Raw genomic sequence first — 17,769 nt, 5'->3', positions numbered from 1 at the left:
GAAGGTAACGGCCTTCAGGAACCGCTAGCATAGCGCAATGCCTGCTGCGGCCCCTTCATCACGACCTCTCGAGCCGGCCCCGTCCTCCCTTGCACGCGAGCCCGGGCGCCATGATGTCCTCATCGTCGGCGGCGGCCTGGTCGGCGCCAGCCTCGCCATCGCGCTGGAACGCATCGGCGTGGACGTGGGGCTGGTCGAGGCCACGCCCGCCGGCGAACTGCCGGCGGTGTTCGATCAGCGCAACCTGAGCTTCGCCGAAGCCACCATCAATGCGCTCACCGCGCTGGGCGTGATGCAGAAGCTGCGCGCGCCGACCGGCGCGATCCGACGCATCCACATCAGCCGTCGTGGCGATTTCGGTCGCGGCGTGCTCGATGCCGCCCGCTACGGGCGCGAGGAATTCGGTCGGGTGGTGGTCGCACGCGATTTCGGCGAAGCGCTGGAAGCGCGCCTCGCCGAGGCCACCGGTCTGACGCGTTATCGACCCGTGCGCTTCATCGGCCTGGCCGGCGAGGAGGAGGGGCATCGCCTCGTGCGCGTGGCTGACGACAACGGCGAGCGCCTGTTGCGCATGCGCCTGCTGGTTGCCGCTGACGGCACGCGCAGTCCTGTGCGCGACGCGCTGGGTATCGCCGCCGATGAGCACGACTACGCGCAGACGCTGTTCGTCGCGCGCCTGCGCACCTCGCAGGCACCGGACGGTACCGCCTACGAACGGTTGGGCGACGAAGGCCCTACCGCCGTGTTGCCGCGTGGCGACCGTCATTACGGACTGATCCATGCCGTCGCGCGCGAACAAGCCGACGCGGTCGCGGCGATGGACGAAGCGGCATTCCTCGAGCGTGCGCAGTCGGTGTTTGGCTGGCGCGCCGGTCGGTTCCTCTCGTGCGGTCCGCGCAGCGCGCATCCGGCGATCCGCGTGATCGCGCAGCGCACCAGCACGCCGCGCGCGGTGCTGATCGGCAACGCCGCGCAGACCATCCATCCGATCGGCGCGCAGGGATTCAACCTCGGCCTGCGCGATGCGCTGACGCTGGCCGAGCTCATCGGCGACGCGCGCGCGCTCGACACACAGGCCGACGTCGGCAGCGCTTCGCTGCTCGATGCCTGGCTCTCTCGACGCCACGACGATCGCGAACGCACGGTGCGTTTCTCCGACGGACTGGCGCGGCTCACCGCGAACGATGCGCCGCTGCTGCGTCCGTTGCGCAGCCTCGGACTGTTCGTGCTGGATCGCCTGCCATCCGCGCAGGCGTGGCTGGTCGGCGGCGCGATGGGTTATCGCGGCGACGTGCCCGCGCTGTGCCGGGAGCCGCGCGCATGAGCCGGCGCGGCGGACTGGACGTGATCGTGGTCGGCGCCGGTGTGGTCGGCGCGACCGCGGCGCTGGCATTCGCGCGCGATGGTCTCGATGTCGCGCTGGTCGAGGCGCGTGAGCCGCCCGCATGGCAGCGCCTGACGACCGATTCCGATCGCCTCGACCTGCGTGTGTACGCGTTCGCGCCGGACAACGCGGCGCTGCTCGACGACCTCGGCGCGTGGCGCGGCATCGCCAGCGCGCGCGTGCAGCCGTATCGTGCGATGCGCGTGTGGGATGCGGCCGGCGGTGGTGAACTCGCGTTCGAGGCCGATGCCTTCGGTCGTCGCGAGCTGGGCTGGATCGTCGAGCATGCTTTGCTGGTGGACCGCCTGTGGGCGGCGTTGCCGGCCGCGGGCGTGCAACTGCATTGCCCCGACAGCATCGTCGGACTGGAACAGGACGACAGCGGCGCGACCGTGCGCCTGGAAAGCGGTCGTTCGCTGCGCGCGAAGCTGGTCGTCGCGGCCGACGGCGCGGAATCGAAACTGCGCTCGCTCGCCGGCATCGAGACCGCGCGCCACGATTACGGCCAGCGCGGACTGGTCGCGTTCGTGGAAAGCGAACAACCGCACCGCGCGACGTGCTGGCAGCGTTTCCTTCCGACCGGCCCGCTCGCGTTCCTGCCGTTCGCCGATGGCGCGAACGACGCGCAGGGTCGGACCAGTTCGATCGTGTGGACGCTGCCCGAGATCGAAGCCGAGCGTCTGTTGCAGGTCGAACCGGCAGCGTTCCTGCGCGAGCTCGAATCCGCGTTCGCCGGCACGCTCGGCGCGCTCACGCGGGTGTCGAAGCGTGCGGCATTCCCGCTGCGCCGACAGCTGGTGCAGCAGCTCGTTGCCGGACGCGTCGTGGTGATCGGCGATGCGGCGCACACGGTGCACCCGCTCGCGGGGCAGGGCGTGAACCTCGGACTGCGCGATGTCGCCACGCTGCGTCCGCTGATAGCGCAGGCCGCGCGCAGCGGCGCCGATCCTGGTGCGGGTGCGCGCCTGTCACGGTGGTCGCGACAGCAGCGCAGCGCCAATGCGGTGTCGGCCTACGCGTTCGATGGCATCAACCGGCTGTTCTCGAACGACTCCTTCGCCGCGACGCTGTTGCGCGGTCCGCTGCTCGGACTGGCGGGACGCCTGCCACCGCTCACGCACGCCTTCTGGCGTCACGCCGCGGGGCAATGATCACGCAATGAAACGGATCCCTTCCCGACGGAAGGGGTCCGTGTGCAGGCGGCTTCCGGTCATTTGCCGCCGGCAAGCTCGCGTCGACTGAGCTGGCCGTCGTGGTTGGCGTCGATCGCCTTGAAGTCGGGAGCGATCATCGCGTTCGCGCTGGCCTCGGCGCGGCTGAGGTGGCCGTCGCGATTGCCATCGAGCGCATCGAAATCCACCTTCGCGGCCAGCGTCGAATTCGGCGGGCTGGAGGTGAACGTCACCACCTGCGTGCTCTGGCCCATCATGGGCGGAACCGCCGACGGCGGCGGAGGCTGCGGCGCGGGATTGGCCAGCTGCGCGGCGGTGTCTGCCGCCTGCTGTGCCTGAGCACTGGCTTCGGTCGCGGTCGCGGCGGCGGCGCTCGCATCGGCGGCACCGAAGGCGGGATTCGCGCCGTACTGTGCGGCGGCCTGCGCGCCGCGCGCCTCGTACGCGGCGTTCACGGCCTGGTTCGACGCGCGCTGCGCCTCATCGGCCTGCTGGTGCACCGTGCTGTAGGTGCCGTCGGTGCTGCGTGTCGCATCGCGTGCGCGCTGCGCACTCTGGCGCGCGATGTCTGCTTCGTCGGACGCGACCTGCGCCGCGGCTTCAGCCTGCGCCTGCGCGCGCGCCGGATTGGCCTGCGTGCGTTGCGCGGACGCGGTCCCGGTCGCGCCAAGCGCGGCGATCAGCGCGATCGCGAGGACGCGCGGTGTGGTTCGGGAAATTCGTTCGGTCGAAAGTGACGTCATCGCCTCGCTCTCCGATGTGGGGCGAGCCGACGCTAGACCCGTGCGGGTCAATCCCGGGTAAATGCAGGGTCGAAGCGATGTGCAACGTTCACGGTCGTGACAGCGACGTGGTGGTCGCGAAGACCGTGATCTCCTCGCGGTCGTGGTAGAGCTGGCGCGCGCGCAGCTGCACCGTCTTCTCCGCCTGCTTCTCGAACAGGTCCAGGCACAGGCGCGTCTCGTCCCAGCGCTTCTTCATCGGCAGCTTGAGGTTGAAGATCGTGTGACGACACCAGCCTTCGCGCAGCCATGTGGCCATGCGCTCGGCGACGCGGCGCGGTTGTTCGACCATGTCGCAGACCATCCAGTCCAGCGGCGTGCGCGGCTGCCAGTGGAAGCCGTCCTCGCGCAGGTGTTCGACGCGTCCGCTCTCCAGCAGTTTCTCCTGCAGCGGGCCGTTGTCGATCGAGATGACGCGCAGTCCCTGGCGCATCAGCACCCAGCTCCATCCGCCCGGCGACGCGCCGAGGTCGGCGCCGCGCATGCCTTCGCGGAACAGGCGCTCGCGCTCCTTCTCGCTCAGCAGGACCATCAGCGCTTCTTCGAGCTTGAGCGCGGAGCGGCTCGGCGCATCCGCGTGCATGCGCAGGCGCGGAATGCCGAGCGGCCACGGCGCGCTGTCGCCGGCTTCGCCGATTGCCAGCAGCACGTGGTCGCCTGCAAGGAACACCACGTGCAGCCGCGAGCGGCGCGGATCATCGACGCCCGTCAACCAGCCGCCCTTGCGCAGCACGGGACGCAGCGCGTTGCCGAAGCTGCGCGCGAGTCCGGCCAGCGGCTTGGCCTCATCGGAATCGGGATGCTCCACCCACAGCTCGCCGAACGTGTATGCGTTCGACAGCGTGATTACGAGCGTGCGCAGGATCGGCGTGATGCGATCCTTGGGATCGAGTCCGCGAAGCTCGGCGATACGGACCAGTTTCTGCCGGGCGAAGATCAGCGACTGGAACGGCAGTGCGCGCGTCAGTGCGCCCGCGTCGGCGCCGAGGAATTCGACGTAGCCGCTGTTGCGCTCGGTGCGTGCGTAACCGGGATGGCCCGCGAGCGCGGCGCGTTCGCTCAACTCGCCGGCGAGCTCGGGCTCGAAGCCGGGGCGGCAATAGCAGAGCAGGGCATCGCCCGGAATCGACATCAGTAGCGCTCGCCGCCGGATTCGCCGTAGGCACGCAGCACGTCGCGCGCGTCCTCGCGCAGCACGTCGCGTGTCACGGCGATGCCGCGGCGTTCGAGTTCGCCGACCCAGTCCGCCGGCAGCGGGCCTTCGTCGAACTCGGTCAGCGATTCCACATCCTCGCTGCGCGCGCCGATCAGCAGGTGGTCGATACCGGCCCACATGGTCGCGCCGTAGCACTGGCAGCACGGTTGCGACGAGGTCGCCAGGGTGATCGGGCCGATATGTTCGCCGACCGCATCCGCGTTGAGGCGAGGGCGCTGCGTGCGCTGCTGCGCGAGCATGTACGCCATCGTTTCCGCGTGCGCCAGCGAACAGCTGTGCGGGAGCACGCGGTTCACGCCGACGGCGATCAATCGATCGTCCGGACCGAACACCGCCGCACCGAACGGGCCGCCGCTGCCGGCTTCGATATTGAGCTTCGACAGCATGATCGCCAGTGCGACCTTGGCGTCGTCGCCGGGATACGCGCGATCGGGATCGACCGCCTCGTGCACCCACGCCGGCAGGGTGAGGTGGACCTGCGCGTACAGCATCAGTGCACCTGCTCCACTTCCGCGATCTTGTCCGTGCACTGGCCCTTCACGCACTGGCAGCCTTCGACCGGCTTGAACCCGCACACCGACATGCGGCCGCTGCGCGCGCATTCGCGCTGCACGCCTTCCGGATCGGTCGGGCTGTTGACGTTGACGCACGACGGCAGCGCGCCGCAGCAGTTGCCGACGTTCTTGACCGTGCAGTCGGCGTCGGTCGCGCAGCTGCGATCAAGCTTCGCCACGGGCGCGGACGCCGTTGCGGGTGCGGGCTTCGCCACCGGTACGCTCGCCGCCGGCGGCTGCGCCTGTGCGGTGTCTGTCGGAGGCGCCGCGCACGCGGCGAGCGTCGACAGCGACAGGGCAAGCAGGGCGGTCAGCAGGCGCATGGTGGGTTCCTCAGGGCTTCGCGGCCCAGGTGTCGCGCAGGGTGACGCTGCGGTTGAATACCGGCGCGTCGCTGCTGTGATCGTGGCGGTCGGCGACGAAATAGCCGATGCGTTCGAACTGGAACGACTGCTCCGGCGCAGCGGCGGCCGCGGCCGGCTCCACATAGCCGGTGACGACGCGACGCGACTCGGGATTCATGTAGTCCTTGTACGTCTTGCCGCCTTCGTCGTTGTCCGGATCGGGAACGAGGAACAGGCGGTCGTACAGGCGCACCTCGGCCTTCACCGCGTGCATCGCGCTGACCCAGTGGATCGTGCCCTTGATCTTGCGGTCCGCACCGGCCATGCCGGGGCGCGATTCGGGATCCAGCTCGCCGCGGATCTCGACCACGCGCTCGCCGTCCTTGATCACTTCATCGCAGCGGAAGATGCCGGCGCCGCGCAGGCGCACTTCGCCGCCGGGAATGAGGCGCTTGAAGCCCTTCGGCGGGACTTCCTCGAAGTCCTCGCGCTCGATCCACAGCTCACGCGAGAACGGCACGGTGCGCGAGCCCGCGGTTTCGTCCTTCGGGTGGTTCGGGAACGTCAGCGCTTCCTGGTGATCGGCCGGCAGGTTGGTGATGACCAGCTTCAGCGGATCGATCACGGCCATGCGGCGCTGTGCGGCGGCGTCGAGGTCGTCGCGTAGCGCGCCTTCCAGGATGGAGATGTCGAGCAGCGAGTTCTGCTTGCTGATGCCGACGCGGTCGACCATCAGGCGCAGCGCGGACGGCGTATAGCCGCGGCGACGGATGCCCTGCAGGGTCGGCATGCGCGGGTCGTCCCAGCCGTCGACGAGGCCTTCGTTGACCATCGCCAGCAGCTTGCGCTTGCTCATCACCAGGTAGTTGAAGTTCAGGCGCGAGAACTCGATCTGGCGCGGCTTGCTGGCCTCGCTCGGGAAACCCTTGGCGAGCAGCGGCGCGAGCAGCTCCGGCGAGTTCACCAGGTCCACCTTGTCCACGCACCAGTCGTACAGCGGGCGGTGGTCTTCGAATTCCAGCGTGCACAGCGAGTGGGTGATGCCCTCTATCGCGTCGCTGAGCGAATGCGCGAAGTCGTACATCGGATAGATCGGCCACTCGCGGCCGGTGTTCTGGTGTTCGACGTGCTTGATGCGGTACAGCGCGGGATCGCGCATGTTCATGTTGCCGCTGGCCATGTCGATCTTCGCGCGCAGTGTGCGCGTCGCATCGGGGAACTCGCCCGCGCGCATGCGGCGCAGCAGGTCGAGGTTTTCCTCGACGCTCCGATCGCGCCACGGCGAAGGACGGCCCGGCTCGGTCAGCGTGCCGCGGTATTCGCGCACCTGTTCCGGCGTGAGGTCGCACACGAACGCGTCGCCCTGGCGGACCAGCTTCTCCGCGGCGAGGTAGATCACCTCGAAGTAGTCCGACGCGTGGCGCAGGTCGTGCCATTCGAAACCGAGCCAGTGCACGTCGTCCTGGATGGCGCGCACGTACTCGGGGTCTTCCTTCACCGGATTGGTGTCGTCCAGGCGCAGGTTGCAGTCGCCGCCGAACTCGGCCGCGATGCCGAAGTCCAGGCAGATCGCCTTGGCGTGGCCGATGTGCAGGTAGCCGTTGGGCTCGGGCGGGAAGCGCGTGCGGATCGCGTGGTGCTTGCCGCTGGCCAGGTCCTCGCGAACGATCTGCCGGATGAAGTCCTGCTTGCCGGTGGCGGCATCGGCGGCGGTCGGGGCAGGAGCGGGTGCGGCGGGGCGTGGCGTAGCGGACATGCGTGGCGGCGTGGGCGGGTAAGACCGTCAAGTTTAGCCGCTGCGGGCGGTTGCCGCCGTTTTTCGCCTTCCCGCACGGGCGTATGCTGGTCGCGAGCCCCTCCACGGAGCCTGCCCGATGAAAGTCGTCTACGAAGCCGCCAACCTGATCGATGCCCACCTCGTGCGCCACGCACTGGAAGCGCAGGAGATCCCCGTATTCCTGCAGGGCGAGGCGCTGATGGGCGGAATGGGCGAATTGCCGCTGTTCGGGACCATCCTCGTCTGCGTGCCGGACGTGGTCTGGCCCGAGGCCTCGGCGATCGTGGCCGCCCTGCCGCTGAACCAGCCCCCGGACGAAGGCGCCGAGCCGCTCGGCGACGCCGACGCTTCTCCGGGCTGGCTGCCGGCCTGAACGGACCTTCCGGTATCGTGTCCGGCCCCGTGCTGGACCGCGCCATGTCTTCGTTCGACTTCGATTCCCTGATCCGCGCCGTCGCCGACTTCCCCAAGCCGGGCGTCACCTTCCGCGACATCACGCCGCTGCTGGCCGACGCCGGCGGCTTCGCCCGCTGCATCGACGCGCTCGCCGAGCCGTGGCAGGGGAGCGAGGTGCAGGCGGTATGCGGCATCGAATCGCGCGGGTTCATCTTCGGCGCGGCGCTCGCGCAGAAGCTGCACGCCGGCTTCGTGCCGCTGCGCAAGCCGGGCAAGCTGCCGCCGCCGCTGGTCGAGGTCGATTACGCGCTGGAGTACGGCACCGATCGCCTCACCGCGCGCGCCGATGCGCTGCGCCCGGGCGAGCGCACCCTGATCGTCGACGACGTGCTCGCCACCGGCGGCACCCTGGCGGCGGCCCGCGAACTGGTCGGGAAACTCGACGCGACCCTGGTCGGCGCGAGCGTGCTGATCGAACTCGACGCCCTGCGCGGGCGCGACCGCTGGCCGGCCGGCGTGCCGCTGCAGTCGCTGCTGCACTACTGACGAGCGCCGCCACGGCGACACGCGCGTCGCCCCGGGCGCGCTACATTCGCGCCGCTGGCGCACGGCCAGCCAACTAGCGCGGTCGGCCGGATGGACGCGTTCAACTACCTGGCGGTGATGGTGTCGATGGTGCTCGGCCTGGGGCTGACCCAGCTGTTCGCGGGCATCGGCAACATGGTGCAGATCCGGCGACGGGTAAAGCCCTATTGGCTGCACTACGTGTGGGTGGTGCTGGCGATCGGCCTGCACCTGCAGATGTGGTGGTCGTTCTGGATGATGCGCGTGGTGCAGGATTGGACCTACACCGGCTTCGCGTTCGTGCTGCTCGGGCCCGCATTGCTGGTGATCGCCAGCCACGTGCTGCTGCCGGAAATGATCGACGGCACGATCGACACGGAAAGGCACTACTACGACACGCGCGGCGTCTTCTTCTGCCTGCTCGCCGCGGCCGGTGCATGGGCGCTGGTGCTGGAAGCGGTGATGGGCCTGCGTTCGCTGCTCGTGCCGGTGCGCGCGGTGCAGCTGGCCGGCATCGGCTTGATGCTGTTGTGCGCGTGGTCGCCGAACCGGCGCGTGCATGCCGTGTGCACGCTGCTGGTCATCGCGATGCTGATCAGCACCACCTTGCTGACGCGCTACCGGCTTGGACAGGCTGGCCTGGTGGAATGACCTTCAGAGCCGGCTGTCCTGCGAGGGGGCGGACATCGGCGGACGCAGCAGTTGCGCCGGCAGCTTGCGGAATTCCCCGGCGAGCTGCATCAGGAAATCGCCCATCGCCGAACTGCGTCGCCACACCATCGCGATCTGCCGATGCGGCGCGTCGCCACGGAATCGCAGCAGGTGGATGTCGGGCGAAGCGGGCACCGGCGGTTGCACGGCGAGCACCGGCAACAGGGTGATGCCGACGCCGGCCGCGACCATCTGTCGCAGCGTTTCCAGGCTGGTCGCGCGGAAGCCGTCGCGTTCGTCGGCGCCGGCCATGTGGCAGACATCCAGCGCCTGGTCGCGCAGGCAGTGGCCTTCCTCCAGCAGCAACAGGTGCTGGTGGTCGAGGTCGTGCAGGTCGAGCGAATCGTGTTCGGCCATCGGATGCTGCTGCGGCACGGCGAGGAGGAAGGGCTCGTCGAACAGCACTTCCACGTGCAGCTGATCGTCGTGGATCGGCAGCGCGAGCAGGCCCGCGTCGAGCCGGCCATCGCGCAGGCGCGTGAGGATCTGGTCGGTCTTCTCTTCGATCAGCAGCAGCTCCAGCCGTGGAAACCGCTGGCGCAGGCGCGGCACCACGTGCGGCAGCAGGTACGGGCCGAGCGTGGGGAAGAGGCCCAATCGCACCGTACCGGCCTCCGGGTCCTGGCTGCGTCGCGCGATCTCCGCCATCTGTTCGACGTCGGCGATCACCTTGCGCGCGCGTTCGGCGACTTCGCGGCCGACGGGCGTGAGCATCACGCGGCGCGGCGCGCGCTCGACCAGCGCGACGCCCAGCTCGTCCTCGAGCTTCTTGATCTGGGTGGACAGGGTCGGCTGGCTGACGAAGCTGGCCGCGGCCGCGCGGCCGAAGTGCTTGTGGTCGGCCAGGGCCACCAGGTATTTGAGGTCGCGCAGGTTCAAGGGGTGCCCTCGCCTCGACGTCTCTCATGAAAGGGGTGGTGAAGCTTTACCCCCTACCGGCGTTCCCCCGCAAGGGCGGGGGAAGGGATTGGACTTCGTTTACGCCGCGGCCGCAGCCGTGGTCTGTGCCGGTGCGCTGGTGCGGATCAGGTGGTCGAACGCGCTCAGCGCCGCCTTCGAGCCTTCTCCCATTGCGATGACGATCTGCTTGTACGGCACCGTGGTGACATCGCCGGCGGCGAACACGCCCGGCACCGATGTGCGGCCGTGCGAGTCGACTTCGATCTCGCCACGCGGCGACAGCGCGATCGCGCCCTTGAGCCATTCGGTGTTCGGCAGCAGGCCGATCTGGACGAAGATGCCTTCCAGCTCGACGCGATGCGAATCGCCTTCGATGCGGTCCTTATAGACCAGGCCGGTGACCTTCTGGCCGTCGCCGAGCACTTCGGTGGTCTGGCCGCTGACGATCACTTCGACGTTCTTGAGCGAGCGCAGCTTGCGCTGCAGCACTTCGTCGGCGCGCAGCTGGCCGTCGAACTCGATCAGGGTGACGTGGGCGACGATGCCGGCCAGGTCGATCGCGGCTTCGACGCCGGAATTGCCGCCGCCGATCACCGCAACGCGCTTGCCCTTGAACAGCGGGCCGTCGCAATGCGGGCAATAGGCAACGCCCTTGTTGCGGTACTGGTCCTCGCCGGGCACGTTCATCTGGCGCCAGCGCGCGCCGGTCGACAGCACGATGCTGCGCGACTTCAACGACGCGCCGTTCTCCAGCTGCACTTCGATCAGGCCGCCCGGCTCGCTCGCCGGAATCAGCTTGCTCGCGCGCTGCAGGTTCATGATGTCGACGTCGTACTCGCGCACGTGCTGTTCCAGCGCGCTGGCGAGCTTGGGACCCTCGGTGTAGGTCGCCGAGATGAAGTTCTCGATGGCCATCGTGTCCAGCACCTGGCCGCCGAAACGCTCGGCCGCGATGCCGGTGCGGATTCCCTTGCGCGCGGCGTAGACAGCCGCCGCCGCGCCGGCGGGACCGCCGCCGACCACGAGCACGTCGAAGGCGTCCTTCGCACGGATCTTCTCCGCATCGCGCAGCGACGCGCCGGTGTCGAGCCTGGCCACGATCTGCTCGACCGTCATGCGGCCCTGGTCGAACGGCACGCCGTTGAGCAGCACGGTCGGCACCGACATGATCTGGCGCTCGTTGACCTCGTCCTGGAACAGCGCGCCGTCGATGGCGACGTGGTGGATGTTCGGGTTGATCACGCTCATCAGGTTCAGTGCCTGCACGGTGTCCGGGCAGTTCTGGCACGAGAGCGAGAAATAGGTTTCGAAGTGGTACTCGCCTTCCAGGTCGCGCACCTGTTCGATCACGTCCTGCGCGGTCTTGGAGGGATGGCCGCCGACCTGCAGCAGGGCCAGCACCAGCGAAGTGAACTCGTGGCCCATCGGGATGCCGGCGAAGCGCACGCCGACGTCCGTGCCGACGCGGTTGATCGCGAAGGACGGGCGGCGCGCATCGTCGTCGCGGCGCGAGTAGGCGATCTTGTCGGAGAGCGAGGCGATGTCCTGCAGCAGGCCTTCCAGCTCGCGCGACTTCTCGCCGTCATCGAGCGAGGCGACGAGCTCGATCGGCTGCGTGACCTTTTCGAGATAGGCCTTCAACTGGGTCTTGAGATCGGCATCCAACATGCGACGGCTCCATTTGTTCGGGATGAACGCCGCGAGCGCCCGGGCTGGGAGGGGGAGGGAGCAGCCCGAACGTCGCGACATCCAAAGAAGAGGTGGTCAAGAACTGACCGAAGCGGCCTCCATGCGGGAGGCGGTGGAAAGGGGCGGGCCCACGGGTCGCCTCGCCCCCTCCGGCCTCGCCCTGCGTGCAGGGCGAGGGTGCAACGTCAGATCTTGCCGACCAGGTCCAGCGACGGCTTCAGGGTCTTCTCACCCTCGTTCCACTTGGCCGGGCAGACCTCGCCCGGATGGGCGGCGACGTACTGGGCGGCCTTGACCTTGCGCAGCAGCTCGGACGCGTCGCGGCCGATGCCGCCGGCGTTGATCTCGACGATCTGGACCTTGCCGTCCGGGTCGATCACGAAGGTGCCGCGGTCGGCCAGGCCGGCTTCCTCGATCATCACGCCGAAGTTGCGGGTGATCGTGCCGGTCGGATCGCCGATCAGCGGGTACTGGATCTTCTTGATCGTGTCGGAGGTGTCGTGCCACGCCTTGTGGGTGAAGTGGGTGTCGGTCGACACGCCGTAGATCTCCACGCCCAGCTTCTGGAACTCGGCGTAGTTGTCGGCCAGGTCGCCCAGCTCGGTCGGGCAGACGAAGGTGAAGTCGGCCGGGTAGAAGAACACCACGGACCACTGGCCCTTCAGGTTGGCGTCGGTGACTTCGATGAACTCGCCGTTCTTGTAGGCGGTGGCCTTGAACGGAAGCACTTGGGTATTGATCAGCGACATCGATTGATTCCTTGGTGGAGGGAGGGTGGAAAACCAGTGCGATCAGGGTAAGGAGGCTGATCCAATCCATCAAGTTGATTGATGGAATTGATCCAATAGGTTTTAACTATCGCAATCCTGTCTCGATTGAGCGGCCCTTGGTAGGACATGCGGCCCTCGGGGCGGGCATCAAGGCCGCCGCGCTTTGCCGGCGCAGGCGACAATGCGGGATGTCCGAATCCCCTGTTCCCGCCACCCCGGCATCGGTCGGCACGCTCGTCGCGGGCGCAACCCGCCGCCTCGCCGGCGACGAGGCCCGCGCCGAGGCCGAACGGCTGCTGGCCCATGCCCTTGGGGTCAACACGACCTGGCTGTACCTCCACCGCGACGACACGCCGCCGGCGGAGCGGGCGGCCGAGTTCGAGCGCCTGTTGCAGCGGCGCATCGCGGGCGAACCGGTGGCGTACCTGCTCGGCCATCGCGGTTTCTGGCGCTTCGACCTGCAGGTGACGCCGGCCACGCTGATCCCGCGCCCGGAAACCGAACGCCTGGTCGAACTCGCCCTCGACCGGCTGCCAGTGGATGCCGCAGTGCGCGTCGCCGACCTGGGCACCGGAACCGGTGCCATCGCGCTGGCGATCGCGCACGAACGTCCGCGCGCGCACGTGGTCGCCACCGACGCGAGCGAGGCCGCGCTCGATGTCGCACGCGAGAACGCGCGCGTGCTGGGGCTGTCGCGGGTTGAATTCCGTCGCGGCGACTGGCTGTCGCCGCTCGCGGGCGAACGCTTCGACCTGATCGCCAGCAATCCGCCGTACATCGCCGACGACGACAAGCACCTGCGACAAGGCGACTTGCGGTTCGAGCCACGCAGCGCGCTGGCGTCGGGGAGCGATGGACTCGATGACATCCGTCGCATCGCCGCCGATGCGCCCGGTCATCTGAACCCGGACGGCTGGCTGCTCATCGAGCATGGCTGGGAGCAGGGCGAAGCGGTGCGTGCGCTGTTCCGCGCACACGGATTCGAAGAGGTGCATACCGCGCAGGACTGGGAGCAGCGCGATCGCGTCACGCTGGGGCGCATGCCTTGAGCATCGCCAAAGACGAAGAAGCCCGGCAATGACCGGGCTTCTCCGTTACGCCGGATGGTGCGATCAGAAGCTGGCGCGAATGCCGCCCATGTAGGTCTCGGTGCCTTCGCTCAGCTTGAGGCTGCCGTGCAGGCCCCAGGTGTCGTTGAAGCGGTAGAGCATGCCGAACTCGCCATAGAAGTTGCCGTCGTCGTTGCCGACGTACAGATCTTCCGAATGGTCTTCCCAGCCCAGGTGGGCGTTGGTGATGAGGTGGTCGGTGACGCGGATCTGCGCGCCCGTGCTGATGGTGTAACCGTTGTAGCTCTCGCTCTCGCTGGCCGAAACGAGGTCATCGTTGTAGCTGGCACGGTAGCGGTCGCGGACGTAGGACGCCTGCGTGACCCAGTCGACGCGATCGCCGATCGCCGTGTTGTAGCCCGCACCCAGCGACCACCACGAGTGGCGCAGATCCCAGTTGTGGCCGTCGTCCGTCGTGCGCCCGTAGCTGCCGGTCATGAAGAAATGATCGGTGAACGCGTAGGAGCCGCTCAGCGCGCCGCCGAACATGTACGGATTGGAGTAGTCCTCGTACACGGCGTCGAGCTGGACGTAGGTGTATCCGATGCCGTTGGCTTCGCTGGCCGATGCGGCGAACGGCGCGGCCGCAGCGAGGGCCAGTGCGAACAGGGTCATTTTCACGAAGCTTTCCTTGGTGGCGTTGCCGACCCGGATGGATCGGGGCCCGGAAGTAAACAAGGCCTGCAAGATCGCGGGCATAGGAGCGTTCCTAAAAGTTTCATTTCGCGGGATGAACCTCACCGCGACTGATTCGCCTTGACGTGCCCCGGCGGCTGCCGCTCGCATCGTGCTGTTCGAGCAGCGCGGCTGCGACCGTTCGACGCCGCACGCGATCTGGTCTACGGCGCTCGAACGACCTCACGCCCGGCAGGTTTGCCCATCAGGAAACGCAAAGGGCCCGGCGATGCCGGGCCCTTGTGCATCCACGATGGTCGAAATCAGAAGCTGGCGCGAACGCCCAGATTCCAGATCTGCGCATCTCCGTTCAGGCGAACGCCCGACTGAAGACTCCAGGTCGGATTGAACTCGAAGCCGACGCCGAGGGCCGCGTAGAAATCGCCCTCGTGATCCTTGTCGTAGTCCTCGTAGCCGAGGTACGCGTCACCGGTCAGCTTCCCGCTCATGCGGGTCCGTACGCCGGTGCTGAGGTTGAAGCCGTCAAGCTTGACCTCGTCGTTGAAGGCGTTGCACTCGATGATGAACGGCCCCTCGTTGATGTGACCGATGCTCCGGGTGGAGGCACAGTGCACCTCGTCGTACTCGACGGTGCTGTTGACGTAGGCGACGTGCGACACCCAATCGGCCTTCGTGCCGATGGACTGGTTGTAGCCCAGGCCCAGCGACCAGCCCTCGCGGGTTTCATCGGCGTTGGAATAGTTGTACCAGGCGTAGAAGGTGTCGTTGCTGCCCTTCGTCCGGCCGGCGCTGGCGGTGACGAAGAGGTGATCGGTGAACGCATAGGAACCGCTCAGGCGGGCGCCCTTGCCGGAAAAATCGTGCTCGTCGTAGAGGAAACGGGCATAGCCGTCGGCGTCTTCATAGAGGCCATCCAGTTGCACGTAGTCGTATCCGATCCCATTGGCCTCGCTGGCCATCGAACAGAAGGGGGCGGCGGCCAGCGCCAGTGCGATACAGGTCTTCTTCATTCACAGGTCCTTAGTGATCACAAGTCATCCTCGGCACATCCGCCAGAGGCAGCGCAGTAAACATCGCGTCAGTCGGCGCGCGACATCGGAAGCATCCTAAAGATTTCGTTATCCCGGCGCACGATGCACGGACGCTTTCCCCTTTCCTTCCAGCCTCCGAGTACGTGCGCTGATCGCTGCGCGCTAGAATTCCGGACCGCCCCCGCGAGTCCCCACGATGCGCACCCTCTATCCCGAGATCGAACCCTTCGACAGCGGCACGCTCAAGGTCGACGATCGCCACACGCTGTACTACGAGCAGTGCGGCAATCCGAACGGCAAGCCGGTGGTGCTGCTGCACGGTGGTCCGGGCGCGGGTTGCAGCCCGAAGATGCGTCGCTTCCACGATCCGTCGAAGTACCGCATCGTCCTGTTCGACCAGCGCGGCAGCGGCCGCTCGACGCCGCACGCGGATCTGGTGGGCAACACGACGTGGGATCTGGTCGCCGACATCGAGAAGCTGCGCGAGACGCTGCGCATCGAACGCTGGCAGGTGTTCGGCGGCTCGTGGGGTTCGACCCTCGCGCTCGCCTACGCGCAGCGCCATCCGCAGCGCGTGACCGAGCTGGTGCTGCGCGGCATCTTCATGCTGCGCCGCTGGGAGCTGGAATGGTTCTACCAGGAAGGCGCCTCGCGCCTGTTCCCGGACGCGTGGGAGCACTATCTGTCCGCGATCCCGGTGGTCGAACGCCACGACCTCATCAGCGCGTACCACCGTCGCCTGACGTCGTCGGACGAAGCCACGCGCCTGGCAGCGGCCAAGGCGTGGAGCGTGTGGGAAGGCGCGACCAGCTTCCTGCACGTCGATCCGGACTTCGCCGCCAGCCACGAGGATCCGCAGTTCGCGCTCGCGTTCGCACGCATCGAGAACCACTACTTCGTCAACAGCGGCTTCTTCGAAGTCGACGACCAGCTGCTGCGCGACGCGCACCGCATCGCCGACATCCCGGGCGTGATCGTGCATGGCCGTTACGACGTGGTGTGCCCGGTCGCCAATGCGTGGGAGTTGAAGCAGGCGTGGCCGAAGGCCGACCTGGCGATTACGCCGGCGTCGGGACATTCCGCATTCGAGGCCGAGAACGTCGACGCACTGGTGCGCGCGACCGACCGTTTCGCCTGATCCGCGCGCCGGCTTCGCGCCGGCACGCGCATCGCGCGCCTCAGTAGGCGGGCGCGCTGTGCCAGCGCCAGGCGCTGTCGATGATCTCGTCGAGTGCGGCGTGGCGCGGCGACCAGCCGAGCACGTCGCGCGCGCGATCGCTGGACGCGACCAGCACTGCAGGATCGCCGGCGCGTCGCGGTGCGGCGTCGAACGCGATGTCGCGACCGGTCACGCGTCGCGCGGTCTCGATCACTTCCAGCACGCTGAAGCCGTTGCCGTTGCCGAGGTTGAACGCATGCGCGCCGGCTTCGCGGTCCATCAGCCCGAGCGCGAGGACGTGTGCGTCGGCGAGGTCGAGTACGTGCACGTAATCGCGCACGCATGTGCCGTCGACGGTGGAGTAGTCGGTGCCGAACACCTTCAGCGCGGGCCCGGTGCCGAGTGCCGCGCGCAGCACGTTGGGGATGAGGTGCGTTTCCGGCGAATGCGATTCGCCGATGCCGCGATCCGCCGCCGCGCCGGCCGCATTGAAATAGCGCAGCGCGACCGAACGCAGACCGTAGGCCTGCGCGGCGTGGCGAAGGATTTCCTCCACCATCGCCTTGCTCGCGCCATAAGGATTGATCGGTGCCTGCGGGTGGTCTTCGTCGATGCGCGCCGACTGCGGCTGGCCGAACACCGCCGCGGTGGACGAGAACACCAGCCGGTCCACGCCGTGGCGCTTCATCGCCTCGAGCAGGTTGAGCGTGCCGGCGACGTTGTTGCGGTAGTACGCGTACGGATTGGCGACGGATTCGCCGACCAGCGACAGCGCGCAGAAATGCATCACCGCATCGACCGGCTCCTCGAACGCGCGGTCCAGCTGTTCGGGCACGAGCAGGTCGGCTTCGACCAGGCGGCCCCAGCGCACCGCATCGCGATGTCCGGTGGAGAGGTTGTCGAGCACCGTGACGCGATGGCCGTGTCCGGCCAGCACGCTGGCCGCGTGCGAACCGACGTAGCCGGCGCCTCCGCAGACGAGGACGTGACTCATGCGGCCGGCGATCCGTCCGGGTTGTGTTCGATCATCCACAGGCCGGCCCAGAGCTTGAGGTCGAGCTCGTAGCCTTCGCGCTGCTTCTGCATCAGCCACGCCGGCGCCTGTGCGCGCGGGACTTCGTGGACGGTGATGTTCTCGTTGTCCACGCCGCCGCCGGCACCGACGCGGGTCAGGTCGCGTGCGCGCACGAATGCGATGCGCTCGTTGCTCATGCCGGCGGACGTCGGTCCGACCAGCAGCACTTCCAGGCGCTTGGCTTCCCAGCCGGTTTCCTCGATCAGCTCACGTCCGGCAGCGGCTTCCAGCGTGTCGGTGGCGTGGTCGTCGCCGACCAGGCCGGCCGGCATCTCGATGGTCGGCGCGCCCAGCGGAATGCGGTACTGCTCGACGAACAATACGTTGTCGTCAGGCGTCACCGCGATGACGATCACCGCCATGCCGTCGCCGTGGGTGCGCTCGACGTACTCCCAGCGCCCGCGCCGAAGCATGCGCAGCCAGGGGCCTTCGTAGAGCGTTTCCAGCGGTTCCTGGGCGTGTTCGTTCATCGGTGCCTGCATGACGGGAATGGTGTTCGA

General features: G+C 68.0%; 19 protein-coding genes. 7 read left to right on the top strand and 12 right to left on the bottom strand.

The window, feature by feature from the left end:
* The first annotated feature begins 37 nt into the window (after window positions 1-37).
* Together ubiH and FOF45_RS02460 are read left to right on the top strand one after the other, a co-directional pair.
* Window positions 38-1,324 carry a 2-octaprenyl-6-methoxyphenyl hydroxylase gene (ubiH, locus tag FOF45_RS02465; protein WP_158982442.1) on the top strand — a complete coding sequence of 429 codons (1,287 nt, stop codon included), beginning with the start codon at window positions 38-40 and terminating at the stop codon, window positions 1,322-1,324.
* Window positions 1,321-2,535: an FAD-dependent oxidoreductase gene (locus FOF45_RS02460; protein ID WP_158982441.1), complete on the top strand. Its 1,215-nt coding sequence runs from the start codon at window positions 1,321-1,323 to the stop codon at window positions 2,533-2,535. The genes ubiH and FOF45_RS02460 overlap by 4 nt, the downstream gene beginning before the upstream one ends.
* 59 nt (window positions 2,536-2,594) lie before the next feature.
* On the opposite strand, the gene FOF45_RS02455 is transcribed toward FOF45_RS02460, so the two are convergent.
* From FOF45_RS02455 to FOF45_RS02435, 5 genes are all read right to left on the bottom strand, one after another.
* Window positions 2,595-3,299, bottom strand: coding sequence for an EF-hand domain-containing protein (locus FOF45_RS02455; protein WP_158982440.1), 705 nt, complete (start codon window positions 3,297-3,299; stop codon window positions 2,595-2,597).
* Between the two features lie 88 nt (window positions 3,300-3,387).
* Complete coding sequence (gene rlmM, locus FOF45_RS02450) at window positions 3,388-4,470, bottom strand: 23S rRNA (cytidine(2498)-2'-O)-methyltransferase RlmM (protein WP_158982439.1); 1,083 nt, start codon at window positions 4,468-4,470, stop codon at window positions 3,388-3,390.
* The gene (locus tag FOF45_RS02445; RefSeq protein WP_158982438.1) at window positions 4,470-5,045 is read right to left on the bottom strand and encodes a nucleoside deaminase; all 576 of its coding nucleotides are present in this window, start codon (window positions 5,043-5,045) and stop codon (window positions 4,470-4,472) included. The genes rlmM and FOF45_RS02445 overlap by 1 nt, the downstream gene beginning before the upstream one ends.
* Window positions 5,045-5,431: a hypothetical protein gene (locus FOF45_RS02440; protein ID WP_158982437.1), complete on the bottom strand. Its 387-nt coding sequence runs from the start codon at window positions 5,429-5,431 to the stop codon at window positions 5,045-5,047. The genes FOF45_RS02445 and FOF45_RS02440 overlap by 1 nt, the downstream gene beginning before the upstream one ends.
* Window positions 5,432-5,441: 10 nt before the next feature.
* A complete protein-coding gene (locus FOF45_RS02435; RefSeq protein ID WP_158982436.1) occupies window positions 5,442-7,208 on the bottom strand; it encodes a glutamine--tRNA ligase/YqeY domain fusion protein in 1,767 nt (588 codons plus the stop codon).
* Between the two features lie 118 nt (window positions 7,209-7,326).
* On the opposite strand from FOF45_RS02435, the gene FOF45_RS02430 reads away from it, so the two are divergent.
* From FOF45_RS02430 to FOF45_RS02420, 3 genes are all read left to right on the top strand, one after another.
* Entirely contained in the window at window positions 7,327-7,602 is a 276-nt protein-coding gene (locus FOF45_RS02430; protein ID WP_158982435.1) for a putative signal transducing protein, read from the top strand.
* A 44-nt stretch (window positions 7,603-7,646) separates the two neighbouring features.
* Window positions 7,647-8,171, top strand: coding sequence for an adenine phosphoribosyltransferase (locus FOF45_RS02425; protein WP_158982434.1), 525 nt, complete (start codon window positions 7,647-7,649; stop codon window positions 8,169-8,171).
* A gap of 90 nt (window positions 8,172-8,261) precedes the next feature.
* Complete coding sequence (locus tag FOF45_RS02420) at window positions 8,262-8,840, top strand: hypothetical protein (protein WP_158982433.1); 579 nt, start codon at window positions 8,262-8,264, stop codon at window positions 8,838-8,840.
* Between the two features lie 3 nt (window positions 8,841-8,843).
* Here the strand turns inward: FOF45_RS02420 and oxyR are convergent, their stop codons facing one another.
* The 3 genes from oxyR to ahpC all read right to left on the bottom strand — a co-directional run bounded on the left by oxyR (window position 8,844) and on the right by ahpC (window position 12,238).
* The gene (gene oxyR / locus FOF45_RS02415) at window positions 8,844-9,779 is read right to left on the bottom strand and encodes a DNA-binding transcriptional regulator OxyR (RefSeq protein ID WP_158982432.1); all 936 of its coding nucleotides are present in this window, start codon (window positions 9,777-9,779) and stop codon (window positions 8,844-8,846) included.
* Between the two features lie 99 nt (window positions 9,780-9,878).
* Window positions 9,879-11,468 carry an alkyl hydroperoxide reductase subunit F gene (ahpF, locus tag FOF45_RS02410; RefSeq protein ID WP_158982431.1) on the bottom strand — a complete coding sequence of 530 codons (1,590 nt, stop codon included), beginning with the start codon at window positions 11,466-11,468 and terminating at the stop codon, window positions 9,879-9,881.
* Window positions 11,469-11,674: 206 nt separating this feature from the next.
* Complete coding sequence (ahpC, locus tag FOF45_RS02405) at window positions 11,675-12,238, bottom strand: alkyl hydroperoxide reductase subunit C (protein WP_158982430.1); 564 nt, start codon at window positions 12,236-12,238, stop codon at window positions 11,675-11,677.
* A gap of 209 nt (window positions 12,239-12,447) precedes the next feature.
* Here ahpC and prmC point away from each other — a divergent pair, with 209 nt between their 5' ends.
* Window positions 12,448-13,308 carry a peptide chain release factor N(5)-glutamine methyltransferase gene (prmC, locus tag FOF45_RS02400; protein ID WP_158982429.1) on the top strand — a complete coding sequence of 287 codons (861 nt, stop codon included), beginning with the start codon at window positions 12,448-12,450 and terminating at the stop codon, window positions 13,306-13,308.
* A gap of 63 nt (window positions 13,309-13,371) precedes the next feature.
* Here prmC and FOF45_RS02395 read toward each other — a convergent pair whose 3' ends face one another.
* Together FOF45_RS02395 and FOF45_RS02390 are read right to left on the bottom strand one after the other, a co-directional pair.
* Window positions 13,372-13,983, bottom strand: coding sequence for an outer membrane beta-barrel protein (locus tag FOF45_RS02395; RefSeq protein WP_233264193.1), 612 nt, complete (start codon window positions 13,981-13,983; stop codon window positions 13,372-13,374).
* Window positions 13,984-14,306: 323 nt separating this feature from the next.
* Entirely contained in the window at window positions 14,307-15,014 is a 708-nt protein-coding gene (locus FOF45_RS02390) for a hypothetical protein (RefSeq protein WP_158982427.1), read from the bottom strand.
* Window positions 15,015-15,231: 217 nt separating this feature from the next.
* Here FOF45_RS02390 and pip point away from each other — a divergent pair, with 217 nt between their 5' ends.
* Complete coding sequence (gene pip / locus FOF45_RS02385; protein WP_158982426.1) at window positions 15,232-16,173, top strand: prolyl aminopeptidase; 942 nt, start codon at window positions 15,232-15,234, stop codon at window positions 16,171-16,173.
* 40 nt (window positions 16,174-16,213) lie between these two features.
* Here pip and galE read toward each other — a convergent pair whose 3' ends face one another.
* Window positions 16,214-17,188 carry a UDP-glucose 4-epimerase GalE gene (galE, locus tag FOF45_RS02380; RefSeq protein ID WP_158982425.1) on the bottom strand — a complete coding sequence of 325 codons (975 nt, stop codon included), beginning with the start codon at window positions 17,186-17,188 and terminating at the stop codon, window positions 16,214-16,216.
* Complete coding sequence (locus FOF45_RS02375) at window positions 17,185-17,739, bottom strand: NUDIX hydrolase (protein WP_158982424.1); 555 nt, start codon at window positions 17,737-17,739, stop codon at window positions 17,185-17,187. The genes galE and FOF45_RS02375 overlap by 4 nt, the downstream gene beginning before the upstream one ends.
* Window positions 17,740-17,769 lie beyond the last annotated feature (30 nt).

This window comes from Lysobacter panacisoli, from assembly GCF_009765165.1.
In the GTDB taxonomy this organism is placed as follows: Bacteria; Pseudomonadota; Gammaproteobacteria; order Xanthomonadales; family Xanthomonadaceae; genus Lysobacter_J; species Lysobacter_J panacisoli.
This window is presented reverse-complemented; position numbering and strand designations above follow the sequence as displayed.